Origin of the sequence: Bradyrhizobium sp. CCGB12, from assembly GCF_024199845.1 — a bacterium.
Taxonomy (GTDB): Bacteria; Pseudomonadota; Alphaproteobacteria; order Rhizobiales; family Xanthobacteraceae; genus Bradyrhizobium.
Genome location: NZ_JANADO010000001.1, coordinates 2,048,449 through 2,071,077, shown reverse-complemented (window position 1 = coordinate 2,071,077; position 22,629 = coordinate 2,048,449). Strand labels below are relative to the sequence as shown.

Annotated in this window: 20 protein-coding genes, 1 tRNA gene and 1 pseudogene; 11 read left to right on the top strand and 11 right to left on the bottom strand. The window is 65.1% G+C overall.

Features of this window, described 5'->3' with window-relative positions; genetic code table 11:
* Nucleotides 1–107 precede the first annotated feature (107 nt).
* From NLM27_RS09910 to NLM27_RS09895, 4 genes are all read left to right on the top strand, one after another.
* Complete coding sequence (locus NLM27_RS09910) at nt 108–1,283, top strand: zinc-dependent alcohol dehydrogenase (protein ID WP_254143138.1); 1,176 nt, start codon at nt 108–110, stop codon at nt 1,281–1,283.
* Nucleotides 1,284–1,294: 11 nt separating this feature from the next.
* Complete coding sequence (locus NLM27_RS09905) at nt 1,295–1,837, top strand: hypothetical protein (RefSeq protein WP_254143137.1); 543 nt, start codon at nt 1,295–1,297, stop codon at nt 1,835–1,837.
* A 165-nt stretch (nt 1,838–2,002) separates the two neighbouring features.
* Nucleotides 2,003–2,182: a CsbD family protein gene (locus NLM27_RS09900; RefSeq protein ID WP_254143136.1), complete on the top strand. Its 180-nt coding sequence runs from the start codon at nt 2,003–2,005 to the stop codon at nt 2,180–2,182.
* 92 nt (nt 2,183–2,274) lie between these two features.
* On the top strand, nt 2,275–3,354 hold the full coding sequence (locus tag NLM27_RS09895; protein ID WP_309144795.1) for a DUF305 domain-containing protein: 1,080 nt from the start codon (nt 2,275–2,277) through the stop codon (nt 3,352–3,354).
* 29 nt (nt 3,355–3,383) lie between these two features.
* Here the strand turns inward: NLM27_RS09895 and NLM27_RS09890 are convergent.
* From NLM27_RS09890 to NLM27_RS09880, 3 genes and pseudogenes are all read right to left on the bottom strand, one after another.
* Nucleotides 3,384–3,993, bottom strand: a pseudogene (locus NLM27_RS09890) (cysteine hydrolase family protein).
* Nucleotides 3,994–4,234: 241 nt separating this feature from the next.
* A tRNA-Leu gene (locus NLM27_RS09885) sits at nt 4,235–4,319 on the bottom strand.
* A 177-nt stretch (nt 4,320–4,496) separates the two neighbouring features.
* Complete coding sequence (locus NLM27_RS09880; protein ID WP_011088012.1) at nt 4,497–4,739, bottom strand: FliM/FliN family flagellar motor switch protein; 243 nt, start codon at nt 4,737–4,739, stop codon at nt 4,497–4,499.
* Between the two features lie 82 nt (nt 4,740–4,821).
* Here NLM27_RS09880 and lipB point away from each other — a divergent pair, with 82 nt between their 5' ends.
* Both lipB and NLM27_RS09870 read left to right on the top strand, forming a co-directional pair.
* Nucleotides 4,822–5,571, top strand: a complete 750-nt coding sequence (gene lipB / locus NLM27_RS09875; protein WP_254143134.1) for a lipoyl(octanoyl) transferase LipB — start codon at nt 4,822–4,824, stop codon at nt 5,569–5,571.
* A gap of 198 nt (nt 5,572–5,769) precedes the next feature.
* Nucleotides 5,770–6,483 (top strand): DNA helicase, encoded by a 714-nt coding sequence (locus NLM27_RS09870; protein ID WP_254143133.1) that lies wholly within the window; start codon nt 5,770–5,772, stop codon nt 6,481–6,483.
* Between the two features lie 45 nt (nt 6,484–6,528).
* On the opposite strand, the gene NLM27_RS09865 is transcribed toward NLM27_RS09870, so the two are convergent.
* Nucleotides 6,529–6,951: a 4-oxalocrotonate tautomerase family protein gene (locus NLM27_RS09865; protein WP_254143132.1), complete on the bottom strand. Its 423-nt coding sequence runs from the start codon at nt 6,949–6,951 to the stop codon at nt 6,529–6,531.
* A 111-nt stretch (nt 6,952–7,062) separates the two neighbouring features.
* Between NLM27_RS09865 and NLM27_RS09860 the strand changes: the two genes are divergently transcribed.
* On the top strand, nt 7,063–7,917 hold the full coding sequence (locus NLM27_RS09860; RefSeq protein ID WP_254143131.1) for a LysR family transcriptional regulator: 855 nt from the start codon (nt 7,063–7,065) through the stop codon (nt 7,915–7,917).
* Nucleotides 7,918–8,359: 442 nt separating this feature from the next.
* Here the strand turns inward: NLM27_RS09860 and NLM27_RS09855 are convergent, their stop codons facing one another.
* The 3 genes from NLM27_RS09855 to NLM27_RS09845 are packed head-to-tail and all read right to left on the bottom strand — an operon-like array spanning nt 8,360 to nt 11,032.
* Nucleotides 8,360–9,796, bottom strand: a complete 1,437-nt coding sequence (locus NLM27_RS09855; protein ID WP_254143130.1) for a TIGR01777 family oxidoreductase — start codon at nt 9,794–9,796, stop codon at nt 8,360–8,362.
* Nucleotides 9,793–10,458: a DUF4166 domain-containing protein gene (locus NLM27_RS09850; protein WP_254143129.1), complete on the bottom strand. Its 666-nt coding sequence runs from the start codon at nt 10,456–10,458 to the stop codon at nt 9,793–9,795. Before NLM27_RS09850 ends, NLM27_RS09855 begins: the two co-directional genes overlap by 4 nt.
* 16 nt (nt 10,459–10,474) lie before the next feature.
* On the bottom strand, nt 10,475–11,032 hold the full coding sequence (locus NLM27_RS09845; protein ID WP_254143128.1) for a GbsR/MarR family transcriptional regulator: 558 nt from the start codon (nt 11,030–11,032) through the stop codon (nt 10,475–10,477).
* A 145-nt stretch (nt 11,033–11,177) separates the two neighbouring features.
* On the opposite strand from NLM27_RS09845, the gene NLM27_RS09840 reads away from it, so the two are divergent.
* Nucleotides 11,178–12,698, top strand: coding sequence for a PAS domain-containing sensor histidine kinase (locus NLM27_RS09840; protein ID WP_254143127.1), 1,521 nt, complete (start codon nt 11,178–11,180; stop codon nt 12,696–12,698).
* 63 nt (nt 12,699–12,761) lie between these two features.
* On the opposite strand, the gene NLM27_RS09835 is transcribed toward NLM27_RS09840, so the two are convergent.
* The 4 genes from NLM27_RS09835 to NLM27_RS09820 form a co-directional block, all read right to left on the bottom strand.
* Complete coding sequence (locus NLM27_RS09835) at nt 12,762–13,061, bottom strand: acylphosphatase (RefSeq protein WP_254143126.1); 300 nt, start codon at nt 13,059–13,061, stop codon at nt 12,762–12,764.
* On the bottom strand, nt 13,058–13,924 hold the full coding sequence (locus NLM27_RS09830) for an oxaloacetate decarboxylase (protein WP_254143125.1): 867 nt from the start codon (nt 13,922–13,924) through the stop codon (nt 13,058–13,060). The genes NLM27_RS09835 and NLM27_RS09830 overlap by 4 nt, the downstream gene beginning before the upstream one ends.
* 158 nt (nt 13,925–14,082) lie before the next feature.
* A complete protein-coding gene (locus tag NLM27_RS09825) occupies nt 14,083–16,098 on the bottom strand; it encodes an acetyl/propionyl/methylcrotonyl-CoA carboxylase subunit alpha (protein WP_254143124.1) in 2,016 nt (671 codons plus the stop codon).
* Nucleotides 16,099–16,285: 187 nt separating this feature from the next.
* Complete coding sequence (locus tag NLM27_RS09820; protein WP_254143123.1) at nt 16,286–17,356, bottom strand: putative zinc-binding metallopeptidase; 1,071 nt, start codon at nt 17,354–17,356, stop codon at nt 16,286–16,288.
* 213 nt (nt 17,357–17,569) lie between these two features.
* Here NLM27_RS09820 and NLM27_RS09815 point away from each other — a divergent pair, with 213 nt between their 5' ends.
* Genes NLM27_RS09815 through NLM27_RS09805 form a run of 3 tightly spaced genes read left to right on the top strand, consistent with a single transcriptional unit; the run spans nt 17,570 to nt 22,622 of the window.
* Nucleotides 17,570–20,047, top strand: a complete 2,478-nt coding sequence (locus tag NLM27_RS09815; RefSeq protein WP_254143122.1) for a PAS domain S-box protein — start codon at nt 17,570–17,572, stop codon at nt 20,045–20,047.
* Nucleotides 20,044–21,345 carry an MFS transporter gene (locus NLM27_RS09810; protein ID WP_375142241.1) on the top strand — a complete coding sequence of 434 codons (1,302 nt, stop codon included), beginning with the start codon at nt 20,044–20,046 and terminating at the stop codon, nt 21,343–21,345. The genes NLM27_RS09815 and NLM27_RS09810 overlap by 4 nt, the downstream gene beginning before the upstream one ends.
* A 26-nt stretch (nt 21,346–21,371) precedes the next feature.
* On the top strand, nt 21,372–22,622 hold the full coding sequence (locus NLM27_RS09805) for an arsenic transporter (protein ID WP_254143121.1): 1,251 nt from the start codon (nt 21,372–21,374) through the stop codon (nt 22,620–22,622).
* The last annotated feature ends 7 nt before the right edge of the window (nt 22,623–22,629 follow it).

The window sequence follows — 22,629 nt, the reverse complement described above, 5'->3', positions numbered from 1 at the left end:
TCCTATCTGCGAGGGCCGGTGCAATGCGAAGAATCTGCGCCCGGCGATAGCAACCATCGTTCATTCCTGGACTTACATGCCACGTGGTCGAGCCCGGAGGACGAAAGATGAAGGCGCTGGTTTGGCATGGGAAGGAGGACATCAGGTGCGACACCGTCACTGATCCCGAAATCCAGGACCCGCGCGACGCCATCATCAAGGTCACGAGCTGCGCCATTTGCGGATCCGACCTGCACCTCTTCCACAACTTCATCCCGGGCATGCTGCCCGGTGACATCATGGGCCACGAGACCATGGGCGAAGTGGTCGAGGTCGGCTCCGGCGTCGACGGCAAGCTGAAGAAGGGCGACCGCATCGTGGTGCCGTTCACGATCATTTGCGGCGAATGCGACCAGTGCAAGCGCGGCAATTTTTCCGTGTGTGAAACGACCAACCGCAAGCGGCATCTCGCGGACAAGGTGTTCGGACACGCGACCGCCGGTCTGTTCGGCTATACGCATCTGACCGGCGGCTATCCCGGCGGACAGGCCGAATATCTGCGCGTGCCCTATGCCGACGCCACCCACATCAAGGTGCCACCCGGCATCCCCGACGAGCAATTGCTGTTCCTCAGCGACATCTTCCCGACCGGCTGGCAGGCCGCCGTCCAATGCGACATCGAGCCGACCGACACGGTCGCGATCTGGGGCTGCGGACCCGTGGGACAGATGGCGATCCGCAGCGCCATCCTGCTTGGCGCCAACCAGGTGATCGCAATCGACTGCCTGCCCGAACGGCTCAGCATGGCTGAAGCCGGCGGCGCCACCACGATCAATTTCGAGGCCGAGAGTGTCCTCGAGCGATTGAAGGAGCTGACCGACGGCAAAGGCCCCGAAAAATGCATCGATTGCGTCGGCATGGAAGCGCACGTGATGGCGTCCCTGCCCGACACCCTGCTCGACCGCGCCAAGCAGATGGTGATGCTGGAAAGCGACCGGCCGCATGTGCTGCGCGAGATGATCTATGTCTGCCGGCCCGGCGGCATCATTTCCGTGCCGGGCGTCTATAGCGGCCTCTCCGACATGCTCCCGATGGGCGCCTTCATGAACAAGGGGCTGACGATGCGCACCGGCCAGACCCACGTCAACCGCTGGACCGACGACCTGCTCCGCCGCGTCGAGGACGGCGAGATCGACCCGTCCTTCGTCATCACCCACACCGTCCCGCTCGAACAGGGACCGGAGATGTACCAGGTGTTTCGCGACAAGCGCGATTCCTGCGTCAAGGTCGTGCTGAGGCCCTGAAGGAGCAAGCCATGTTTCATTTCTCCAACATCGTGCGCACCAAGGGCGATCCGAAAATCATCGAGGGCGGGCCGAGCCTGAAGCGGCCGGAAGACCAGCTCGCGCGCGCGCTCGGCTGGTTCAGCATCGGTGTCGGCGTCGTCGAGTTGTTCGCGCCGCGACGGGTCACGGAAACGCTGGGCATGGAAGGCCACGAGACGCTGGTCCGTGCCTTCGGCGTGCGCGAGATCCTCGCCGGGATCATGTCGCTTTCGGTCGACAAGAATGCCGGCCTGTGGGCCCGCGTCGGCGGGGACGGCCTCGATGCCGCCGCGCTGCTGTCAGGGCTGACGGCCGACAATCCCAAGAAGGGCAATATCGCGTTGGCGCTGCTGATGGTCGGGGGCATCGCCATGCTCGACTATCGCGCCGCGCAGGACACAAAACCACGGCGGCCGCCGCGCGAGGCCCGCCGCAAGCTGTATCCGAACCGCAGCGGTTTCCCCAAGGGCATCGAGAGCGCCAGAACTGCGGCAAGGCAGATCGCATCGCACGCCACGGGGGGACAATCCTGAAGGGGTGATCATCACGCTGGATCCCCGGTCATCACCCGAGGAACCATCCGCGCGTCAGGGAGTCTCATCAACGCTTCCGGCGCCCCCCTGCTGCCGGAGGCAAGTGCGCCCCGGCGCTTGTCCCCATCAGGCGTCGGGGTCGCAGTGTCAGCATGGAGGCTGACCATGGGCAAGATGAAGGGACTTCAGCAGCGGATCGTCGGCAAGGCGAAGCAAGCCGTCGGCGAGATCGTCGGTGACCAGGACCTCCACGAGGATGGCAAGGCCGAGGCGGAGCGAGGCCGCGAAGAGCAAGGCAAGCCGAGCGAGCTCAATCCGCTGAAGAAGCTCAACCAACTCACGTGAACGACGGCACACGATCAACGCTTGCCGATGCAGGCCCGTGCGTTGGCAGACGCGTCCCGCCGCCGACCAAGTCGCGGCGACGTTCGCGCTGGATTGCCGCGGCCGGCCTCGGCCTGATCAGCAGCACCTTCTCCACCATCGTCAGCCAGCTCTTCGCCGCGCGCATCGGCCGCGACGCGGCGGTCGACTGGATGACGGTTGCCACCATTCCCGCACGCGATTGGGCCATCAGCGCGGAGCCGTCGTGGAGCGCGATCCTTGCCGGAATCGCCTTCCACCAATGGGCCGATTTTTCCTGGACGCTGGTTTTCTTCGGCGTGCTCGGGCGCTGGACTGCCGACTTGCGGCCGCTGACGATCCTGCTGCTCGCGTTGCCCTGGGCCGTGTTCTCCTCAAGCATGGAATGGTTCGTGCTGGTGCCGCTGTTTCCGTTCTGGCAACCGCTGTTCACGCTACAGCAGCCTTACTGGATCGGGCTGCTCGTGCACGCCACGTCTGCGATGATGTATCCGCTGTTCGCCCGGCTGCGCTGGAAGAGCGGCGCTGCACCGGATCGCGACGTCCGTTTCACCAATGCGTGGATCAGCGGCGCGTTCGCGGCGATCGCCCTGATCGGGACGATCGCACTGTTCGGCGGCCACGGCTATGAACCGAGATGGGTGGGCCGCGACAGGAACGCGGACCAGACCTATATCCGCCATATGACCGCGCATCACGTTCAGGGCATCGAGCTTGCGCGCATTGGTGCGGAGCGCGCGCAGGATCCGCATCTGCGCAAGCTCGCCACGCTGATGATTGCAAGCCAGACCGGAGAAAGCCGGATCTTCGAGAACTGGTGGCTGAGCTGGTTCGATACCGAGATGCCGGATTGCAGCGCCGAGGAGCGCACCACCATGCCGGGCATGCTGACGCCGGTCGAGATGCGCCAGATCAGGACCGTCTCATCCGAACGGTTCGACGCGATCTTCGTCGAAGCGATGACGAGACATCACAAGGGTGCGGTCAAGATGGCCGACGGCATGTGGCACAGCCGCGGCGATCCACGTCTGCGCATCATGGCTCACGCCATTCGCCATGGGCAGCAGGGCGAGATCGCCCTCATGCAAGGCATGGTTGGCGCTGTCGCGGTGCGCACGGCTTTCCGCAACATGCTGAGCGACAACGTTAACTGACCGCCGATTGATGCTGTCGCGCCCCGCTCCTACTCCCGCCAGAACTCCGTCAACTCCTCTGCGGTCACCAGGTCGACCTGACCGTGAAAGCGGGTCCGGTACATCGTCATGAGCGCATCGTGCCCGACGTCGGACGAACTGCACAGCGCGTCCTCGACGATGACGACCCTGAAGCCGAGATCGACCGCGCTCAGAACCGTCGACAGCACGCAGACATCGGTCTCTGCGCCTGTGATCACGATTGTGCCGACGTTCTTTTTCGATCAGCAGGCTCGCGAGTGCGGGATTGCTGAACGCGGAATAGGCGGGCTTGTCGACGACGGCAGCCGGAGGAACGAACCGGCCCAGGGCTGGCACGAGGTCGAGACCGGAGGGCGGAAGATGCCTGCGGGTCGCCTGGCGCCAGCGATGGAAATAGCTCTGCCACTGTCCGGGACGATCTTCCGGATCCTGCGGCGTGATGAAGCGCGTGAAGATCGTTCTGGCCGGGTGGCATGACGCAATCGAAGCGATCGTCGGTAGCACCCGCTCCATCCAAGGCGTCGCCCAGAGACCGCCAGGGGCAAAGATGTTCTGCATGTCGATGCAGAGGTGAACGGCATCTCTGATTTCGGCAATCTCCGAGGCACTATCCCTCATCGTCCTCCACCGTCGGTTGCTTGGCCGCACGCCGTCAGCCGCGGCCGGCCCTCACCGACTGCAAATGCGTCCCGACGATCGCCGTTCCCGGAGGCCGGACGGAGCTGCAGCGTCGAATCGGAAGTCGCCTGGCGCCTGCGGAAAAGGAACGAACGTCGCGCGAGCTCCTGCACCGGAGCGGAGTCGACACATTCCGGCTCAACATCAAGAAAGCTGAGGGATTTCAATGCCAATGAGGCTTTGGTGCGCTCGGAGGGACTCGAACCCCCACGGTGTTACCCACTGCCACCTCAAGGCAGCGCGTCTACCAGTTCCGCCACGAGCGCTAGGAGATACCGGCCTGAGGTCGTTAGGCTGGCCGGATCAGCGGCCGCCGATCTAACAAATCCATCAGGGGGATACAAGCCTGCAAAGGCCCCGAATTCCACAAGCTTGGCAGGAAATCCCACTCACCCCGGATCGGCCCTATCGCGCGCCCGGGTCGCGACCGCGTACCCGGGTCGCTACCGCGTACCCGGCGTGCGCGGCAGCATCTGCTTGACCTCGACCGCGATCCGATTGCGGTCGACCAGCACGACTCCGGAGGCGACGGGCAGATTGTTGGCCAAAACCTTGACCTCGTCGGCCTCGGTTGCGTCCAACTCGATGATGGCGCCGCGTGAAAGACGTAATACCTGATGGATCGGCATGGTGGTCGTCCCGAGGACGACCATGAGATCCACGGTGACTTTATCGAGAGTGGGCACTGTCAGGACCGCCGCAACATGAGACTTGAGCCAAAGGACTTGGCATTTGCGCCTGCGATCATCACCACGTTATGGTTAGCCAATGGTTAATTCGTCTGAAAACCCCCGCCAAAACAGTCGCCAAGAGCTCGATTTGACGTCGTTTTCCGCGGCAGGCGGCGAGCCCGTCGAGTGGCGAATCTCGGACGCTCCGGTGCCCTATCCGGAAGCGGTTGCCGCCATGGAGGCACGCGTCGCCGCGATCGCCGCGGGCGAGGCGCCCGAGCTGGTCTGGCTGCTCGAACACCCCCCGCTCTACACCTCCGGCACCTCGGGCAAGGAAACCGACCTGCTCGATCCCCGCTTGCCGACCTTTGCCACGGGGCGCGGCGGGCAGCTCACCTATCACGGGCCGGGCCAGCGGGTGGCCTACATCATGCTCGACCTCAAGCGGCGCCGGCCCGATGTCCGCGCCTATGTCGCCAGCCTGGAGGAATTGATCATGCGCACGCTCGCCGCCTTCAACGTCCGCGGCGAGCGGCGCGAGGATCGCGTCGGCGTCTGGGTCAAGCGGCCTGACAAGGGACCGGACCACGAGGACAAGATCGCGGCGATCGGCGTGCGGCTGAAGCGCTGGGTCTCGTTCCACGGCATCGCCATCAATGTCGAGCCGGAGCTGTCACACTTCGCCGGCATCGTGCCCTGCGGCGTTGCCGATCCCCGCTACGGCGTCACCTCGCTGGTCGATCTCGGCCAGCTCGCGACCATGGCCGATGTCGACATCGCGCTCCGGCAGGCCTTTGAGGAGCTGTTCGGGCCGACCCGCGCGCTGCTGCCGGAAGCGGCCGTCTAGCACTTTTCTGTTCGAGGCCGACCGCGCGAGTTCTCCGCTCGCGACGGAATCGGCTATGCTTGTTTAGGTGCCGCCCACGCCTCCCCCCTCCGCCGGGAAAGCAGACCTCATGCCGGGTGATTGACCATCGGACCGACTGTTCGAGCGCCAGGCATAAGGAGGGATTGCGCTTTCTGCTCGCAATGGGAGGTTTTGACGATGAAGCTTTCTGCGCCGATCTATCATCTCAAGCGCAAGGCGAAGCGCCTGTCCCGCGAGGCAGGTATTCCACTCCACGATGCGCTGGACCGTATCGCCACGACGGAAGGGTATTCCGCCTGGAGTCTGCTCGCAGCGAAGGCTGCCGCAGTGACGCCGGCAAACAGGCTGTTTCCGCAACTCAAGCCGGGCGACATGGTGCTGGTCGGGGCGCGCCCCGGTCAGGGCAAGACGCTGATGAGCCTCGAACTCGCGGTGGAGGCGATGAAGTCGGGCCATCGCGCCGCGTTCTTCTCGCTCGAATATACCGAGAAGGACGTATTGGACCGTTTGCGCGTGATCGGCATCGATTCGGCGCAGTTCGACGAGCTGTTCGAGATCGATTGCTCCGACGCCATCAACGCCGATTACGTCGTCAAGCAGATGGCGGCGTCTCCCCGCGGCACATTCGTGGTGATTGACTATCTGCAACTGCTCGACCAGAGGCGGGAAAACCCCGATCTGACCGTTCAGGTCCGCGCGCTGAAATCCTTTGCGCGCGACAAGGGGCTGATCGTCGTCTTCATCTCGCAGATCGACCGGTCCTACGATCCCTCGATCAAGCCCTGCCCCGATCTCAGCGATGTCAGGTTGCCGAACCCGCTGGACCTGACGCTGTTCGACAGGACCTGCTTCATCAACAACGCCGAAGTTCAGTTCCGCGCGGCGAGCTGATGGCTTCAGGCCGCGGGTGAAATCATTCACCCGCGGCCTGCAACATCACGCCGCCTGCAGCGATACCTCGAGCTTGCCGGCGATATAGCGCCGCTCCTGGGTCAGGCCGCCAAAGCCGTAAGCGTCGCCCTTGACCTCGTCGACATGCAGGTAGGTCTCGGGATGCAGCGGGCCCAGGATTTCGGCCATGCGCCTGAACATCGCGGCGAGATAGGCGGCCTTCTCGTCCTTGGTGTTGGTGCCTTCGGTGACGTGGATGTCGATCCAGTAGCTGGCGAGCTTCTGCTCGGCGAGCGACTTGCCGCCCGCGAACCAATCGCCCGCATCGACCGATTTCACGATGATGGCGGTGACCTCCGGATCCTTGTGCAGGATTTTTGCGGTGAGCTCGGACACGGCGCTCGCGATGTCCGCCTTCAGCGAGGGCGACTGGCGCGAGGTGGTGTAGGACACGGTGATCAGGGGCATGGTGGTCCTCCTCAACATGCCGCGCGATCTGCGCGGCGTTGGTGAAAAGCTAGACCTCTCCGCTTCATTTTTGTATCTTATCATTGTTGATATCAGTGATAACCATTCATAATGACAGCGACACTCGACATCGCCACCATCAAAGCCTTCCTGCTGGTCGCCGACCTCCAGAGCTTTACCCGTGCCGCCGAGGCGCTCGGCACGACGCAGGCCGCCGTCAGCCTGAAACTTCAGCGGCTGGAGACCCTGCTGGGAAAGCGCCTCTTCGAGCGCTCGCCGCGCGCGGTCCGGCTCACCGCCGACGGCGCAAGCTTCCTCGATCGCGCCCGCGCCCTGATCGCGGCGCACGACCGCGCGCTGTCGGGCGAGGCCTCCGTTGCGCAGTCCCTCTCCCTCGGCATCTCCGATCACGCCGCCGGCCCTGAACTCGTGCCGCTGCTCGAACGCCTGCATGCGATGTCTGCGAATCTCACCCTCGCCGTCACCATCGGCTTCTCGCGCGAGATGCAGGATGCCTATGACGCGGGCGAGCTGGATGCGGTCATCGTCCGCCAGGAAGGCAGCCGCCGCGGCGGCGAGAAATTGGCCGAGGACGAGTTCGGCTGGTTCGCGGCAAGGCGCCTCACCCTGCCGAAGGGCGAGCCGCTGCCGCTCGCAACGCTCGCTCCGCCCTGCGGCGTCCGCGCCGTCGCCGTCCGCGCGCTCGACAAGGCCGGCATCGCCTGGCGCGAGCGTTTTGTCGGCGGCGGCGTGACAGCGGTGGTTGCGGCTACACTGGCCGGGCTGGCTGTTGCGCCACTGGCGCGACGGATTGCACCTCCGGGCCTGATGGATGTGGGACCTGCACACAAGCTGCCAAAACTCGGCAGCTCGAAGGTGATGCTGCATTCGAAGGTCAGTGACCCCACAAAACTCGCCGCACTGCGCACAATCGCAGCGACGTTCCGGAGCACGCCAGCCAGTTGAGACGTCGATCTGTCGGATCATCGCCCCGCCGATGACCCGCAGACCTCCCCGCTGACAACCAGTAGACGATTCCTGCCAGACAGCCTGCGGTGGCGAAGATGACAATTGGGGGAAGAACCCTCGGGAAGATGAGCGCCCCAATCAGGGCGCCGATCGAAGCTCCAGCACTGGCATAGAACACGACCGAACGTATGGCGAGCCATTCGCCAAACCATATGGCCATAGCAGCCGGAAGCCCAGACAGCAGACAGGTCAAGACCATGGTCAGCGGCAATCCGAACATGAGCATCATCACGACGAGTATCATGAGTTCGGCTGGGCCTCCGCCGAACAGGGCCACGCTTACGAGCACGAACGCGTCCAATGTGACGGTCGCGGCCATGCAGCCGCGAAGCCAGCCTTATATCACGCGAGACAGGGTATCATGAGCCATGACATCACCTCACAGGATCGCCTCGAACGCGCTGCGCAGCGTCTCGTGCCTGAACACAAAGTCGCGGCTCAGCGCCTTGTTCGGCAGCACGCGCTGGCCGCCGAGCAGAAGCTCGTCGGCGAAGCCGCCGCCGATCCGGCGCAAGAGGCCACCGGGAATACGGAACACGGCGGGCCGGTGCAGCCGGCGACCGAGCTCTTCCGTGAACTTTGCGTTGGTGACCGGGATCGGCGCGGTGGCGTTGACGGGCCCAGTGAGATCGGGCGTTGCCATCACGTAGGCGATCAGCCGGATCAGGTCGTCGCGCTCGATCCAGGACATCCACTGCCGTCCGGTGCCGATGGGACCACCGAGCCCGAACTCGAACGGCGTCAGCATGCGCGTGATGAAGCCGCCCTCCGTGCCGAGCACGAGGCCGATGCGCAAATAGACCACGCGCACGCCCAGCTCCTCCGCCGGCCGCGCCGCCTTCTCCCAGGCCGCGCAGAGCTCGTGACTGAAGCAGGTATGCGATTTGGCCGATTCCGTCAGCACCTGGTCGGCCCACAATCCGTACCAGCCGATGGCGGAGCCGCTGACGAGCACGTCGGGCTTGCGCTTGAGCCGCGCGATCAACTTGACGACCTCGCCGGTCATGTCGATGCGCGAGTCGATGATCTTTGCGCGCTTCGCCTCGGTCCACAGGCCGTTGCCGATCGGCTCGCCCGCGAGATTGACGATGGCGTCGATCTGCGTGTCCGCGGCAAGCTGATCGAGGCTGGTGATCAGCGTCACCGGCGGCGGCAACATCTCGGCCTTGGCGGGGTTGCGGATCAGCGCGATGACGTGATGCCCTGCCCCACTGAGGCTTGCGGCGAGGCGAGTGCCGATGAAGCCGGTGGCGCCTGATATCAGCACGGTCTTGCGGCCAGTGAGCTTGTCGACAAGCCCGGGCGCGGGAACGCTTCGCATGCGGCCGAGCCGGCGCATCGCCGCAAAATCCCTGACGCCGCAGAGCGCCGCCCCGACCGCGCAGGCGCTCGCGGCGATGCTGAGCGGGCCTTGATTGACGACGCTCACACCGAACGGCTGCATCGCCCAATCGATCAGCACCGGCAGCAGCAGGACCAGGATCGCGCCGTAGTTGATCGCGAGCAGCGTGTGATTGATGCGCTCGCTCGCGGGCAGCTTTCGGCTCAGATCCTCCTCGACGAAATCCATCAGCGTGATGACGATCTCGGCGACCAGCACCGCGACAATCAGCAGCGCCAGCACGCCATGAACCTCAAGCCAGCCGAGCACGAGGAACAGCAACGCATACAGCATGTTGCGGATCCCGTGCAGCTTCAGCTCGAAGCGCTGCGACGGACGCCAGGCCAGACGCTCGGTGAATTCGTGGTGATAGAAGGTGTCGAACACGCCCATCGCGATCTGGATGGCGATGAGCGTCCACAATAGCGGCGTCATGACACGGCCTCCCTGAACACGGCGGACTGGTGGATCAGCGCGCCGTAACGCGGATGAATGACATCGAGGGTGAAGCGGAAGGCGCCCTCGCCGAGATCGCGATGCGTCACCGTAAGATCGCCCGGCGTGAGCCATGGCGGCAGCGGGATCCACAGGCGTCCGAGCTGGAGCCCGTAGCCAGCGCTGCGAAAGGTCAGCGTCTGGTCCTCGACCGCGATGCGGAGCGCCATCGAGACGCCGAAGCCGACATATTCTTCGAGGCCGGTCGGGCCGGCGAAGCGTTTTGCAGAATGGATGACTTGCGGAAAGCCGCGCTTGCGCGCGCAGATGCGGGTCCAGGTCTGGCCGCCGGTCGCCCCGTCCTCGGTAACAGTCACGATCATCGGCACGCCGGTGTCGCGGCCGGTCGGCAATGGCCCGCCGATCAGCTTTGCTGCTTGCGCGAGCCACCAGCCGATGTCGCTGAAAGAGACCTCGTCGACGATTCCGACATAGACGACGCTGTCGCCGTCGGCGACGCGTTTGGAGAAGCGCCGCCAGGTCGCGAGCGGCAAGCGGCCCCAATCCTCGTCCGACAGCAGCGCGCGGAAACGGCGATCGTCGAGCAATCTTGTGTGAGTGGAGGTCGATGCGTTGGAGCCTGATAATCGAGCCGACGTCATCGCACCCTCCTCAATACTATTTGGCCTTGCCCAGCGGCAGCAGGTTGGCGATCTTCTCGCCAAGCCGCATCAAGGCAACCAGCCGCGGCCGCGGCACCTTCAGCATCTGCATGAACCAGTGGTCGGCGAGCTCGGTGAAGGCGAGCATCTCCTTCAGCCGTTTGCTCGCGACCGGATTGATGGTGGGATCGTCGGTAGCATCGGACACGCACGCCCTGAGCGCCACGATCGCCGGATCGATCTCCCGCTCCTTGCGCCGCGCCGCGATCCTGGCCGCAACCTCCCAGATGTCGGTCTCGGCTTCGTAATGGTCGCGGCGATCACCGAGGATCGGCACCCGCCGGATCAGGTTCCAGGCGAGCAGCTCCTTCAGCGAGTTGGAGACATTGGAGCGCGCCATACCGAGCGTGTCGGCGATGTCCTCGGCCGTCATCGGCGCCTCGGCCAGATAGAGCAGCCCGTGGATCTGGCTGACCGAGCGGTTGACGCCCCACCCGTCCCCCATATCGCCCCAATGCAGGATGAAGCGCTCGACGGCGGCCGGGAGTTTCTTCTTTCCGGTTATTTCTGTCATAACAGAAATATCTGACGATACTGCTTTCCTGTCAAGTGCGGACGGTTGATTTGCATACGGGCCAGCGATGTTTGCCTAAAAATGTCCCAGATCGGGGAACAATCCCGACCCTGCGACGTTTGTCCCCGTCGAGGCGGGGTTCGGAATGGTAAAAAAGTCCAGTCAGCAGAGAGACTTGTTCGAGAGCGAACGCAGTTTCCGGCTGTTGGTTGAAGGGGTGGCCGACTACGCCCTGTATATGCTCGATCCCACCGGGATCATCACGAGCTGGAACATCGGCGGCGAGCGCATCAAGGGTTATTCGCCCGGGGAGATCCTCGGCCAGCATTTTTCCCGTTTCTACACCGAGACCGACCGCGCCAATGGCAAGCCCGCACGGGCGCTGGGCATCGCGCGGGAAAAGGGCCGCTACGAGGAGGACGGCTGGCGCGTCCGCAAGGACGGCACGTTCTTCTGGGCCAGCGTGGTGATTGATCCGATCTATGAGGACGGCGAGCTGGTCGGTTTCGCCAAGATCACGCGCGACATCACCGAACGCCGCAATACGCAGATCAAGCTCGAGGCGATGCAGAAGCAGCTCGCCGAGTCCCAGAAGTTCGATGCGCTCGGCCAGCTCACCGGCGGGGTCGCCCACGACTTCAACAACCTGCTGATGATCATCAGCGGCAGCCTTCACATGCTGAAGAGAGGGGCCCACGACGAGGCCAAGCTTCAGCGTGCGATCTCCGCCATCGAGACCGCCACCAAGCGCGGCGCAGCACTGACCAACCAGCTCCTCACCTTCGCGCGGCGGCAGAGCGTCAATCCGCAGGCGGTCGACTTCGCCGAGCGCATCACGGCGATCCGCGAAGTGCTCGATGCCGGCGTCGGCAGCTCCGTGCGTCTGGCCTTCGACATCGGCCGCGACCTCTGGCCGATCAAGACGGACGTCTCCGAACTCGAGACCGCCCTGCTTAACCTCGTCATCAATGCCCGCGATGCGATGCCCGATGGGGGCACGGTGACGATCGGAGCGCACAACATCGCGCTCGACGAGCCCCCCCTCGCCGGCGACTTCATCGCGATCGACGTCACCGATACCGGGATCGGCATTCCCGACGACGTCCTCGACAAGATCTTCGAGCCGTTCTTCACGACCAAGCCGATCGGAAAAGGCACCGGCCTCGGCCTCTCCCAGGTGCATGGCTTTGCCCATCAGGCGGGCGGCACAATCAAGGTCACAAGCAGACTCGGCAAAGGGACCACCTTCACCATCCTCCTGCCGCGCGCAGACGAAGCGCCATCGCGCGAGACGGCGGGAGCATCGCCGTTCCGTGGCAGCGGCACGGTGCTGCTGGTCGAGGACAATCCCGACGTCGCATCCGTCAGCGTCGGCCTGCTGGAACAGCTCGGCTACAGCGTACGCAGGGTCGCCGATGCCGAAGCCGCGTTGCGCGAGATCGAGACGAACGGCGTCGACTTCGTGTTCTCGGACATCGTCATGCCCGGCAAGATGGACGGGCTCAGCCTCGCCCAGCACCTGCGCCAGATCCGCCCCGGTCTGCCGATCCTGCTCGCCACCGGCTACAGCGAGGTCGCCGCCGGCGTGCGCGGCGATTTCCCGATCCTGCGCAAGCCCTACGAGATTCACGAGCTCAGCGAAGCCATCGCCAAGCTGCCGCGGTGACTCACCTCTCCCGTAAGAACGGGGCGAGGGAGCGCACCTCCCGCGCGTAGAGGAGTTCGGCTCTCACACCGTCGGCAACACTGAAAACGCCTCCCCTGCCCGGCGCAGGTCCAGCTCATCGGCACCGGCGGTCTCGCTGGTGACGCTGTCCACACGCGAGGACGGCGGGCCGTGGCGGCACAGCGCCACCATGCCGGCAACGTGCTTTGGCATGCCTGCGAACAGCGCTTCGACGCTGCCGTCGCGGCGGTTGCGGACCCAGCCTTCCAAACCGCTGGCGGTCGCCTGGTACTCGACCCAGGCGCGGTAGCCGACGCCCTGCACGCGGCCGCGGATCACGACCTGGAGGATCGCCCGGCTCATGTCTTCAGCCCAAGAAAGTCGGCGCTGCGCGCCTTCACGTCGGCCTCGCGCATGACGCGGCCAGTCAGTTCTGCCGTGGGCAATCCCTTCAGCGCTTTCGGCGCCACGCCCTCACGCAAGGCCTTCTGAGTCTCGTATACGGCCTGCGTTGCAGCCGCGATCGGTGCATGACCCTGGAGTGCGATGCGCACGCGCTGGCCCTTGAGATAATCGATCGCGTTCAATTCGTCCGGCGCGCCACCGAGCACGATCGGCAGCTGCGTGGCGGATGAAATCGCTTCGAGCTCCGCGCGCGACTTGATGCCGGTGAAGAACAGCGCATCGACACCAGTCGCCTCATAAGCCCTGGCGCGGCGGATCGCGTCTTCGATCGATGTGATCGAGGCAGCGCCCGTGCGGCCCATGATGACCAGCGAGGGATCGCTGCGGCCGTCGAGCGCCGCCTTCATCTTACCTATGCCTTCCTCGAGCGGGATCAGCTGCGTCTTCGCCTCGCCGAACGACGCCGGCAGCAGCGTATCCTCGATGGTGAGGCCGGCGGCACCCGCCGTCTCCAGCTCCTGCACCGTTCGGCGCACGTTCAGCGCATTACCGTAGCCGTGATCGGCATCGACGAGGACGGGGAGCGCGGAGGCGCGCGACATCCGCCGCATCTGCTCGGCAAGCTCGGTGAGCGTGATCAGCGTGACGTCGGGGTCGCCGAGCACCGCGAGCGAGGCCACCGAACCGCCGAACATGCCGAGCGGAAAACCGAGATCCTCGGCAATGCGGATCGAGATGGCGTCGTAGACCGACCCCGGGTGAACGCAGGCCGCGCCCGACAGGATGGAACGCAGTTTCTCGCGGCGGGAACGAAAGGCCATGGTGTCCTCTCAACTGTTGCGACGCAGCCGCAACATACTCCGTCATTGCGAGCGCAGCGAAGCAATCCAGAATCTTTCCGCAGAGGCAGTCTGGATTGCTTCGCTGCGCTCGCAATGACGGTGTGTGTAGGGCCCGGCGAGAGCCCCACTCACACGCTCTACGCAAACTCCAAAATCAGCGCGTCCACCGCGAGCGTCGCGCCGGCGCTGGCGTGAATCTTCTTCACGGTGCCGTCCTGCTCGGCACGCAGCACGTTCTGCATTTTCATGGCTTCGACGACGGCGAGTGTTTCGCCGGCCTTGACCTCCTGCCCTTCGCTCACCGCGATCGAGACCACGAGGCCCGGCATCGGACAGAGCAGCTTCTTGCCGGTGTCGGAGGCCGTCGTAACCGGCATCAGCCGCGCGGATGTCGCTTCCGTTTCGGTCCAGACGTAGACCGGCACCTCGACACCCTGATGCGCGAGGCGGATGCCGTTCGCAATCGGCCGCGCCTGCACCGCGACGAAATGGCCGTCGATGGTGCCCTGCCAGACCGGATCGCCCGGCTTCCACGGCGACTGCAACAGATGCGAATTGCCGGCCTTGCCGTCGGCATCGATGAAGCGGATCGCGATCGCATCGCCCTCGCGGCCGACCTCGAGCAAAATCTCCTGGCGGTCGAGCCAGACCGCGCGGCGGCGCTCGCGCTGCACGACGCGCCCGCCCATCTGCCCCGAGATCTGCCGCTTGCGCTCACCGAGCACATGATCGATGGCGGCGCCGACCGCGGCGATGCGCCGCGCGACCTCGCCCTCGGGCACGCGCACCGCAAAACCCTTGGGAAATTCTTCGGCGATGAAGCCGGTCGACAGCCGGCCCTCGCGCCAGCGCGGATGATGCATCAGCGCCGACAGGAACGGGATGTTGTGCCTGATGCCGTCGACATAGAACGAATCCAGCGCGGTCGCCTGCGCCTCGATGGCGGCTGCGCGCGAGGGCGCATGCGTGACGAGCTTCGCGATCATCGGATCGTAGTGGATCGATATCTCGCCACCCTCCTGCACGCCGGTATCGTTGCGCACGGTGATGCCGTCCTGGCTCACTTCCGCCGGCGGGCGGTATTTCACCAGGCGCCCGATCGAGGGCAGGAAGTTGCGGAAGGGATCTTCCGCATAGAGGCGCGACTCCACCGCCCAGCCCGTCAGCGTGACGTCCTTCTGCGCGATGGCGAGCTTCTCGCCGGCGGCAACGCGGATCATCTGCTCGACGAGATCGATGCCGGTGACGAGTTCGGTGACGGGATGCTCGACCTGGAGGCGCGTGTTCATCTCCAGGAAGAAAAAGCTCTTGTCCTGCCCTGCGACGAACTCGACGGTGCCGGCGGAATCGTAATTCACCGCCTTGGCCAGCGCGACGGCCTGCTCGCCCATCTTGCGGCGGGTGGCCTCATCGAGCAGCGGCGATGGCGCCTCCTCGATGACTTTCTGATTGCGGCGCTGGATCGAGCATTCGCGCTCACCGAGATAGATCACGTTGCCGTGCTTGTCGCCCAGCACCTGGATCTCGATGTGGCGGGGATCGACGATGAATTTCTCAACGAAGACACGGTCGTCGCCGAACGAGGCCTTGGCCTCCGCCTTGGCGAGATTGAAGCCTTCGGCGACCTCGGCCTTGGAATGCGCGATGCGCATGCCCTTGCCGCCGCCACCGGCGGAGGCCTTGATCATCACGGGATAGCCGATCTCGTTGGCGATGCGGACCGCGTGCTTGTCGTCCTCGATGACGCCGAGATAGCCGGGCACGGTCGAGACGTTGGCCTTGGCGGCTGCCTTCTTGGATTCGATCTTGTCGCCCATCGCCGCGATCGCGCCCGGGTTCGGGCCGATGAAGACGATGCCGGCCGCCTCCAGCGCGCGCGGAAACGCCTCGCGCTCGGACAGGAAGCCGTAGCCGGGATGCACGGCCTCGGCGCCGGTCTTGCGGCAGGCTTCAACAATCTTCTCGATCACCAGATAGCTCTCGGCCGCAGCAGGCGGACCGATCAGCACGGCCTCGTCGGCCATCTCGACATGGAGGGCGTCGCGGTCGGCCTCGGAATAGACCGCGACCGTCTGAATTCCCATCCGGCGGGCAGTCTTGATGACCCGGCAGGCGATTTCGCCGCGATTGGCGATCAGAATGCGTTTGAACATGCTTTTCTTGAGTCTCGACCTTGGGCGGGACCCTTCCCTGGCCGTTGGGGCGTATGGGACGGGCCGTGTGGCTCCCGTGGTACATCAAAATGGGCCGGAGGCAACGGTCTAAATCCGGCCCACTCTGGCGTACCAGCGCAAGACCGAAACGGGCTTTGGAAAGGCGGCTGGCGGGCCCTGGGACCACCTACGGCTTCCGGGCCTTGACCACGTCCCGCACGAGGCCATGAACAAAGCCCAGTTTGGCGATCACCGCCGGCGACAGGATGAAGGGATAGAGATCGCGCAGGCCCATGGCGCGGTTGACGCTGTTCATGGCGAAGGTGAAGGGCAGCCATGCGTTGACCAGCGCCTCCACATCCCGCGCCTCGTACGGGCTGAAACGGATGCGCGCCGTCAATTCCCCGTCGCGGTCGACCTTGGGGCGGACCTCCATGCCGAACTCTGCAGCCATTTCCAACGTATCGACGATGTGGAGATAGTGCGCCCAGGTCTCGGCGAAATCCTCCCACGGATGCGTTGTCGCGTATGCTGAGACGTAATTTTGCTGCCAGTCCGGCGGCGCGCCCTCGGCATAGTGGCGCTGCAAGGCCTGGCCGTAATCGGCGGAATCGTCGCCGAACACGGCGCGGCATTCGTCCAGCTTGCCGCCCTCGCGCACCAGTACGTCCCAGAAATAATGTCCGACCTCGTGGCGGAAATGCCCGAGCAGCGTGCGATACGGCTCGCCCATCTCCAGCCTCCGCCGCTCGCGCTCGATGTCGTCGGTCTCGGTGAGCGCGATCGTGATCAGGCCGTTGTCATGGCCGGTCATGACCTTCTGCCCGCTGTGCGGATCATCGGCGAGGAAATTGAAGATCAGCCCATGCTCAACGTTTTCCTGCCGGGTCTGGAGCGGCAGCTTCCAGCGGATCAGGGAATAGAACAGCCGGTGCTTTGCCACCTCCAGCTCGCGCCAGCCGGCGAGCTGCGCCGGATCCGACAGATCCGGCACGATGCCGTTGTGGCGGCAGGCGCGGCAATAGCCGGTGCTGTCGTCCGCATCCGTCAGCCAGTTGCAGGCATCGTATTCGGCATTGCGGCAGAACATGCGGTCCTTGCCCTTGTCGGCCAGCGCCGCCCAGCCTTCCCCGTCGGGCTCGATCGCCGACATCGTCTCCCTCTCGGGGAGGAAGGCGACCCGATGGCCGCAGCGTTCGCAGGCGCGGTTCTCGAAATACAGAACGTTGCCGCAGGCCTGGCAGACAAAGAGCTTCAAGATTTAACCTCTTCGGAAAGGTACCAAATGAGCAAAGCGTCTGGTGCCTCGCAAAGACGCCTCCACAGCCTCATCGTTCCAATGTCAGGAACAAATTGCCAGACCCGGCGTTTCGTTCATACCCGCCGTGATGCGTTCGGCGGGCCTTTCCCTGCATATTCCCCTCTAAGCGATGGCCATCCCGCTCCGTCTGTGTGAATATTGGTCCGGCACGTGCGCAACCGCATCACAACGGCCGACGCCTTGAACGATCCCTTGCCCGAAACCATCGCCGCCGAAAGGCTGCGTCAGCACCTCGAAGACGTCGCGCGCGAACGCGATAACGCCTACCGCGCGCTTCAGGAGCGCGAGGCCGAGCTCGCACGCATCCAGCGCATCGGCAAGGTCGGCGGCGTCGAGGTCGACTTCCGCGAAGGATTCAAGAACCGCCGTTCGCCCGAATATCTGATGATCCACGGCCTTCCGCCCGAGGCCGCAGACGAGACGCATGAGGACTGGGTCAACCGCATCCATCCCGTGGATCGCGATGCGACCGTCAAACATTTCTTCGGGGCTCTCGCCGGAACGAGCGAGGACTACGCCGCCGAATACCGCATCATCCGTCCCAATGACGGTGATATCCGCTGGATCCGGGTCGTTGCCAAGATCGAGCGCGACGGGGACGGCCGCGCCCTACGGCTCGTCGGTGCCCACATCGACATCACCGACCAGGCGCTCGCGCGCGAGACGCTGCGCGAGAGCGAGGAGCGCTTCCGGCTGATCGCCGACAGCGCGCCGGTGCCGATCTGGGTGACCAAGCTCGATCGCAAGCGGTCCTTCGCCAACCGGGCCTATGTCGACTTCGTCGGCCTGCCCTATGACCAGGCCATCGACTTCGACTGGCGCAAGATCCTGCATCCGGACGACCTGCCGCATGTGCTGCAGCAATCCGTTCAGGGCGAAGCTTCGCTGAAGCCGTTCGTGCTGGAAGCGCGCTACAAGAACGCCAGCGGCGAATGGCGCTGGCTACGCTCGGAATCGCAGCCACGCTGGGATCCGACCGGCAAGCATATCGGCTTCATCGGCGTCGCCCATGACATCACTGTCGCCAAGCAGGCCGAGATCGAGCTCCGGCGGCTCAACGAGACGCTGGAGGAGCGCATCGCCGAGCGCACCGCCGAGCTCGAATCCAACGAGGCACGGCTGCGCGCGATCCTGGAGACCAGCAACCAGTATCAGGGCCTGGTCAATCTCAAGGGCGAATTGCTTTACGCCAACAAGACCGCGCTGGACGGCATCAGGGCGAGCTCTTCGGATGTGATCGGAAAACCGTTCTGGGAGACCCCCTGGTTCAGCGCGACGGAGGGCATCGGCGCGCTGGTGCGCGAAGCCTTCGATGCCGTGCTCAAGGGCGAAGCGGTGCGGCTGGAGATGCGGCTGCGGCTTCCCATCGGCGAGCGCGATTTCGACTTCGGCATGCGCCCCGTGCTCGACCGCCACGGCAACATCACCGGCGCCGTGCCCGAGGCGGTCGACATCACCGAGCGTCGGCGCGGCGAGGAAGCGCTGCGGCAGTCGCAGAAGATGGAGGCGATCGGCCAGCTCACCGGTGGTGTCGCGCACGATTTCAACAATCTCCTCACCATCATCCGGTCTGCCACCGACTTCCTGCGCCGCCGCGAGCTGCCCGAGGAGCGCCGCCGCCGCTACGTCGACGCCATCTCCGAGACCGTTGAGCGCGCCTCGAAGCTGACGGCACAGCTTCTGGCGTTCGCGCGGCGGCAGCCGCTCAAGCCGCAGATCTTCAATGTCGGCAGTCAGGTCGAGGGCGTCGCGCAACTGATCCGGCCGCTGGTCGGCGGCCGCATCGAGATCGCGGTCGAAGTTCATGATGCCGGCTGCTTCACCGTCGCCGACATCGCCCAGTTCGAGACCGCGCTGATCAACCTCGCCGTCAACGCCCGCGACGCCATGGAGGGCGAAGGCCGCCTCATCATCGCTGTGCGCAAGGTCCAGGGCATTCCGAGTCTGCGCGCACAATCGGCGCGCGGCGGCGACTACGTCGCCATCTCGGTCTCCGACACCGGCGGCGGCATCGCGCCGGAACATCTGGAGTCGATCTTCGAGCCGTTCTTCACCACCAAGGAGGTCGGCAAGGGCACCGGCCTCGGCCTCAGTCAGGCCTTCGGCTTTGCAAAGCAGTCCGAGGGCGACATCGCGGTGACCAGCGCGCGAGGCAATGGCGCGAGCTTCACCATCTATCTGCCGCAGGCGCAAAGCCCCGCGACAGACAAGGACGCCGCCGCGCTGACCTACGAGGCCGCGGCCACCGGGCGCGGCTATCGCGTGCTCGTGGTTGAGGACGACGACGAGGTCGGCCGCTTCTCCACCGAGCTTTTGGAGGATCTCGGCTACGTCGTGCGCCGCGTCGCCAACGCCAGTGCAGCGCTGACCATTCTCGGCGAGAACGAATTCGCCGTTGATCTCGTGTTCTCCGACGTCATCATGCCCGGCATGAACGGCGTCGAGCTCGCCGGCATCGTCCGCGAGCGCTATCCCGGCCTGCCGGTCGTGCTCACCAGCGGCTACAGCAACGTGCTCGCGGAGAACGCCCATCGCGGCTTCGAGCTGATTCAGAAGCCGTACTCCGTCGAGTCGCTCTCACGCATCCTGCGCAAGGCGATCACGGAGAAGCTGTCGGTGGCGCGGTGAATGTTCCTCCGCTGTCGTCCCGGCCAAGCGCCGATCAGGCAAAGCAGGCCGGCCACGCGCTGGATGCAGCCAACTTCTTCCTCGCCGACGTCCGCGACGGGCTCGGCCCGTATCTGGCCGTCTATCTTCTCACCGAGCAGCACTGGAACGAGGCGCGCATCGGCATCGTGATGTCCATCGCGACCATCGCCGGGATCGTGGCGCAGACGCCGGCCGGAGCGCTGGTCGACGTCACGCGGGCGAAGCGGCTCGTGATGGTCGTTTCTGCGGTTCTGGTGACACTCGCTTCGCTCTCATTGCCGCTGTTTCCGAACTTCCTGCCGGTCGCAATCTCGCAAGGCATCGCGCAAGCCGCCACCGTGGTCTTCCCGCCGGCGATCGCGGCCATCTCGCTTGGCATCTTCGGCCATGCCGCGTTTACCCGGCGCATCGGCCGCAACGAGACTTTCAACCACGCCGGCAACGCCGTCGCGGCGGCCATTGCCGGCATCTCCGCCTATTGGTTCGGACCGACCGTCGTGTTCTACCTGCTGGGCGCCATGGCGATCGCGAGCCTCGTCAGCATCCTGGCAATCCCCGAACGCGCCATCGATCACGATCTCGCGCGCGGGCTGCACGATGCCGATGGCGACGTCCAGCGCGACCGGCCTTCGGGCCTTGGCATGCTCCTGACCTGCCGCCCCCTGCTCGTCTTCGCGATCTGCGTGCTGCTCTTCCACCTCTCCAACGCGGCGATGCTGCCGCTGGTCGGGCAGAAGCTCGCGCTCCAGGACAAGAACATCGGGACGAGCCTGATGTCGGCCTGCATCGTCGCCGCGCAAGTGGTGATGGTGCCGTTCGCGATGCTGGTCGGCGCACGGGCGGACAGCTGGGGCCACAAGCGCTTCTTCCTGGCCGCATTGCTGATCCTGCCGATCCGCGGCGCGCTCTATACCCTCTCGGACAATCCGTTCTGGCTGGTCGGCGTGCAGCTTCTCGACGGCGTCGGCGCCGGTATTTTCGGGGCCATCTTTCCCGTCATCGTCGCCGACCTCATGCGCAACACCGGCCGCTTCAACGTCGCGCAGGGCGCGGTCATCACCGCCCAGAGCATCGGCGCGGCGCTGTCGACGACACTGGCGGGCCTCGTCGTGGTCAACGCCGGTTACAGCGCGGCATTCATCACGCTAGGCGTCATGGCGGCGATCGGTGCGGTCATCTGCCTTCTCGCCCTTCCCGAGACGCGTCAAAACGGAGATGGCGATCCGCGCCCCCAGGGGAAGACAGCGGCGTCCGCATCGGCTATCGCTGCCGAGTGAACCCATCCCTTTCCGAGACCTGAACCGTGCCGTCTGAAGCCATCTGGGCCTGGAGCATTGTCGTAGCCGCGACCTCAGGCGTCATCATCCGCCCGTGGTCCCTGCCTGAAGCGATCTGGGCCGTCCTCGGCGCTGGTTCTCTCGTGCTGCTCGGCTTTCTGCCGTGGCAGGACGCGCTGACAGGCATCGAAAAAGGCGTCGACGTCTACCTCTTCCTGATCGGTATGATGCTGATCGCCGAGCTGGCGCGGCTCGAAGGCCTGTTCGATTATCTCGCCGCGCTCGCGGTGGAATATGCGCGCGGCTCGCCGCAGCGGCTGTTCCTGCTGATCTATCTGGTCGGCACGCTCGTCACCGTGCTGCTCTCCAACGATGCCACCGCGATCGTGCTGACGCCGGCCGTCTATGCCGCGACGCGCGCGGCCGGCGCCAAGCCGCTGCCCTATCTGTTCGTCTGCGCCTTCATCGCCAATGCCGCGAGCTTCGTGCTGCCGATCTCCAACCCGGCCAATCTGGTCGTGTTCGGCGCGCGCATGCCCGCGCTCACCGAATGGCTCCGCCTGTTCGCCCTGCCCTCGGCGGCTTCAATCCTACTGACCTATGTCGTGCTGCGCCTGACCCAGCACAACGCGCTGAAGGAAGAGACGATTGCGCGTAGCGTGCCGCATCCGAAGCTTGGACGCGGCGGCAAGCTCACGGCAATAGGCATCGTGGCGATCGGCATCGTGCTGGTCACGGCATCGGCGCTGGACAAGCAATTGGGCCTGCCGACCTTCGTCTGCGGCGTGGTGACGGCGGCGATCGTGCTGCTGATCAACCGGCAATCGCCTTTGCCCGTGCTGAGGGGCGTCTCCTGGAGCGTGCTGCCGCTGGTCGGCGGCCTCTTTGTCATGGTGGAAGCGCTGGTGAAGACGGGCGTGATCGCGCAGCTGAGCGCGCTGCTGCACCAGGCTGTGGCGCAGTCCGTGACCAAGGCCGCCTGGAGCGTCGGCATTGCCACTGCGCTTGCCGACAACATCGCCAACAACCTTCCGGTCGGCCTTGTCGCCGGCTCAGTCGCCGCCAGCGATCATCTGCCCGCCGAGGTCGTCAGCGCGATCCTGATCGGCGTCGACCTCGGGCCCAATCTGTCGGTGACCGGCTCGCTCGCCACCATCCTCTGGCTGGTCGCGCTCCGCCGCGAGAGGATCAATGTGGGCGCCTGGCCGTTCCTCAAGCTCGGCATGCTGGTGACGCCGCCAGCCCTGATCGCGGCACTCGCCGCCGCGATCAGGTAGTGCGGGT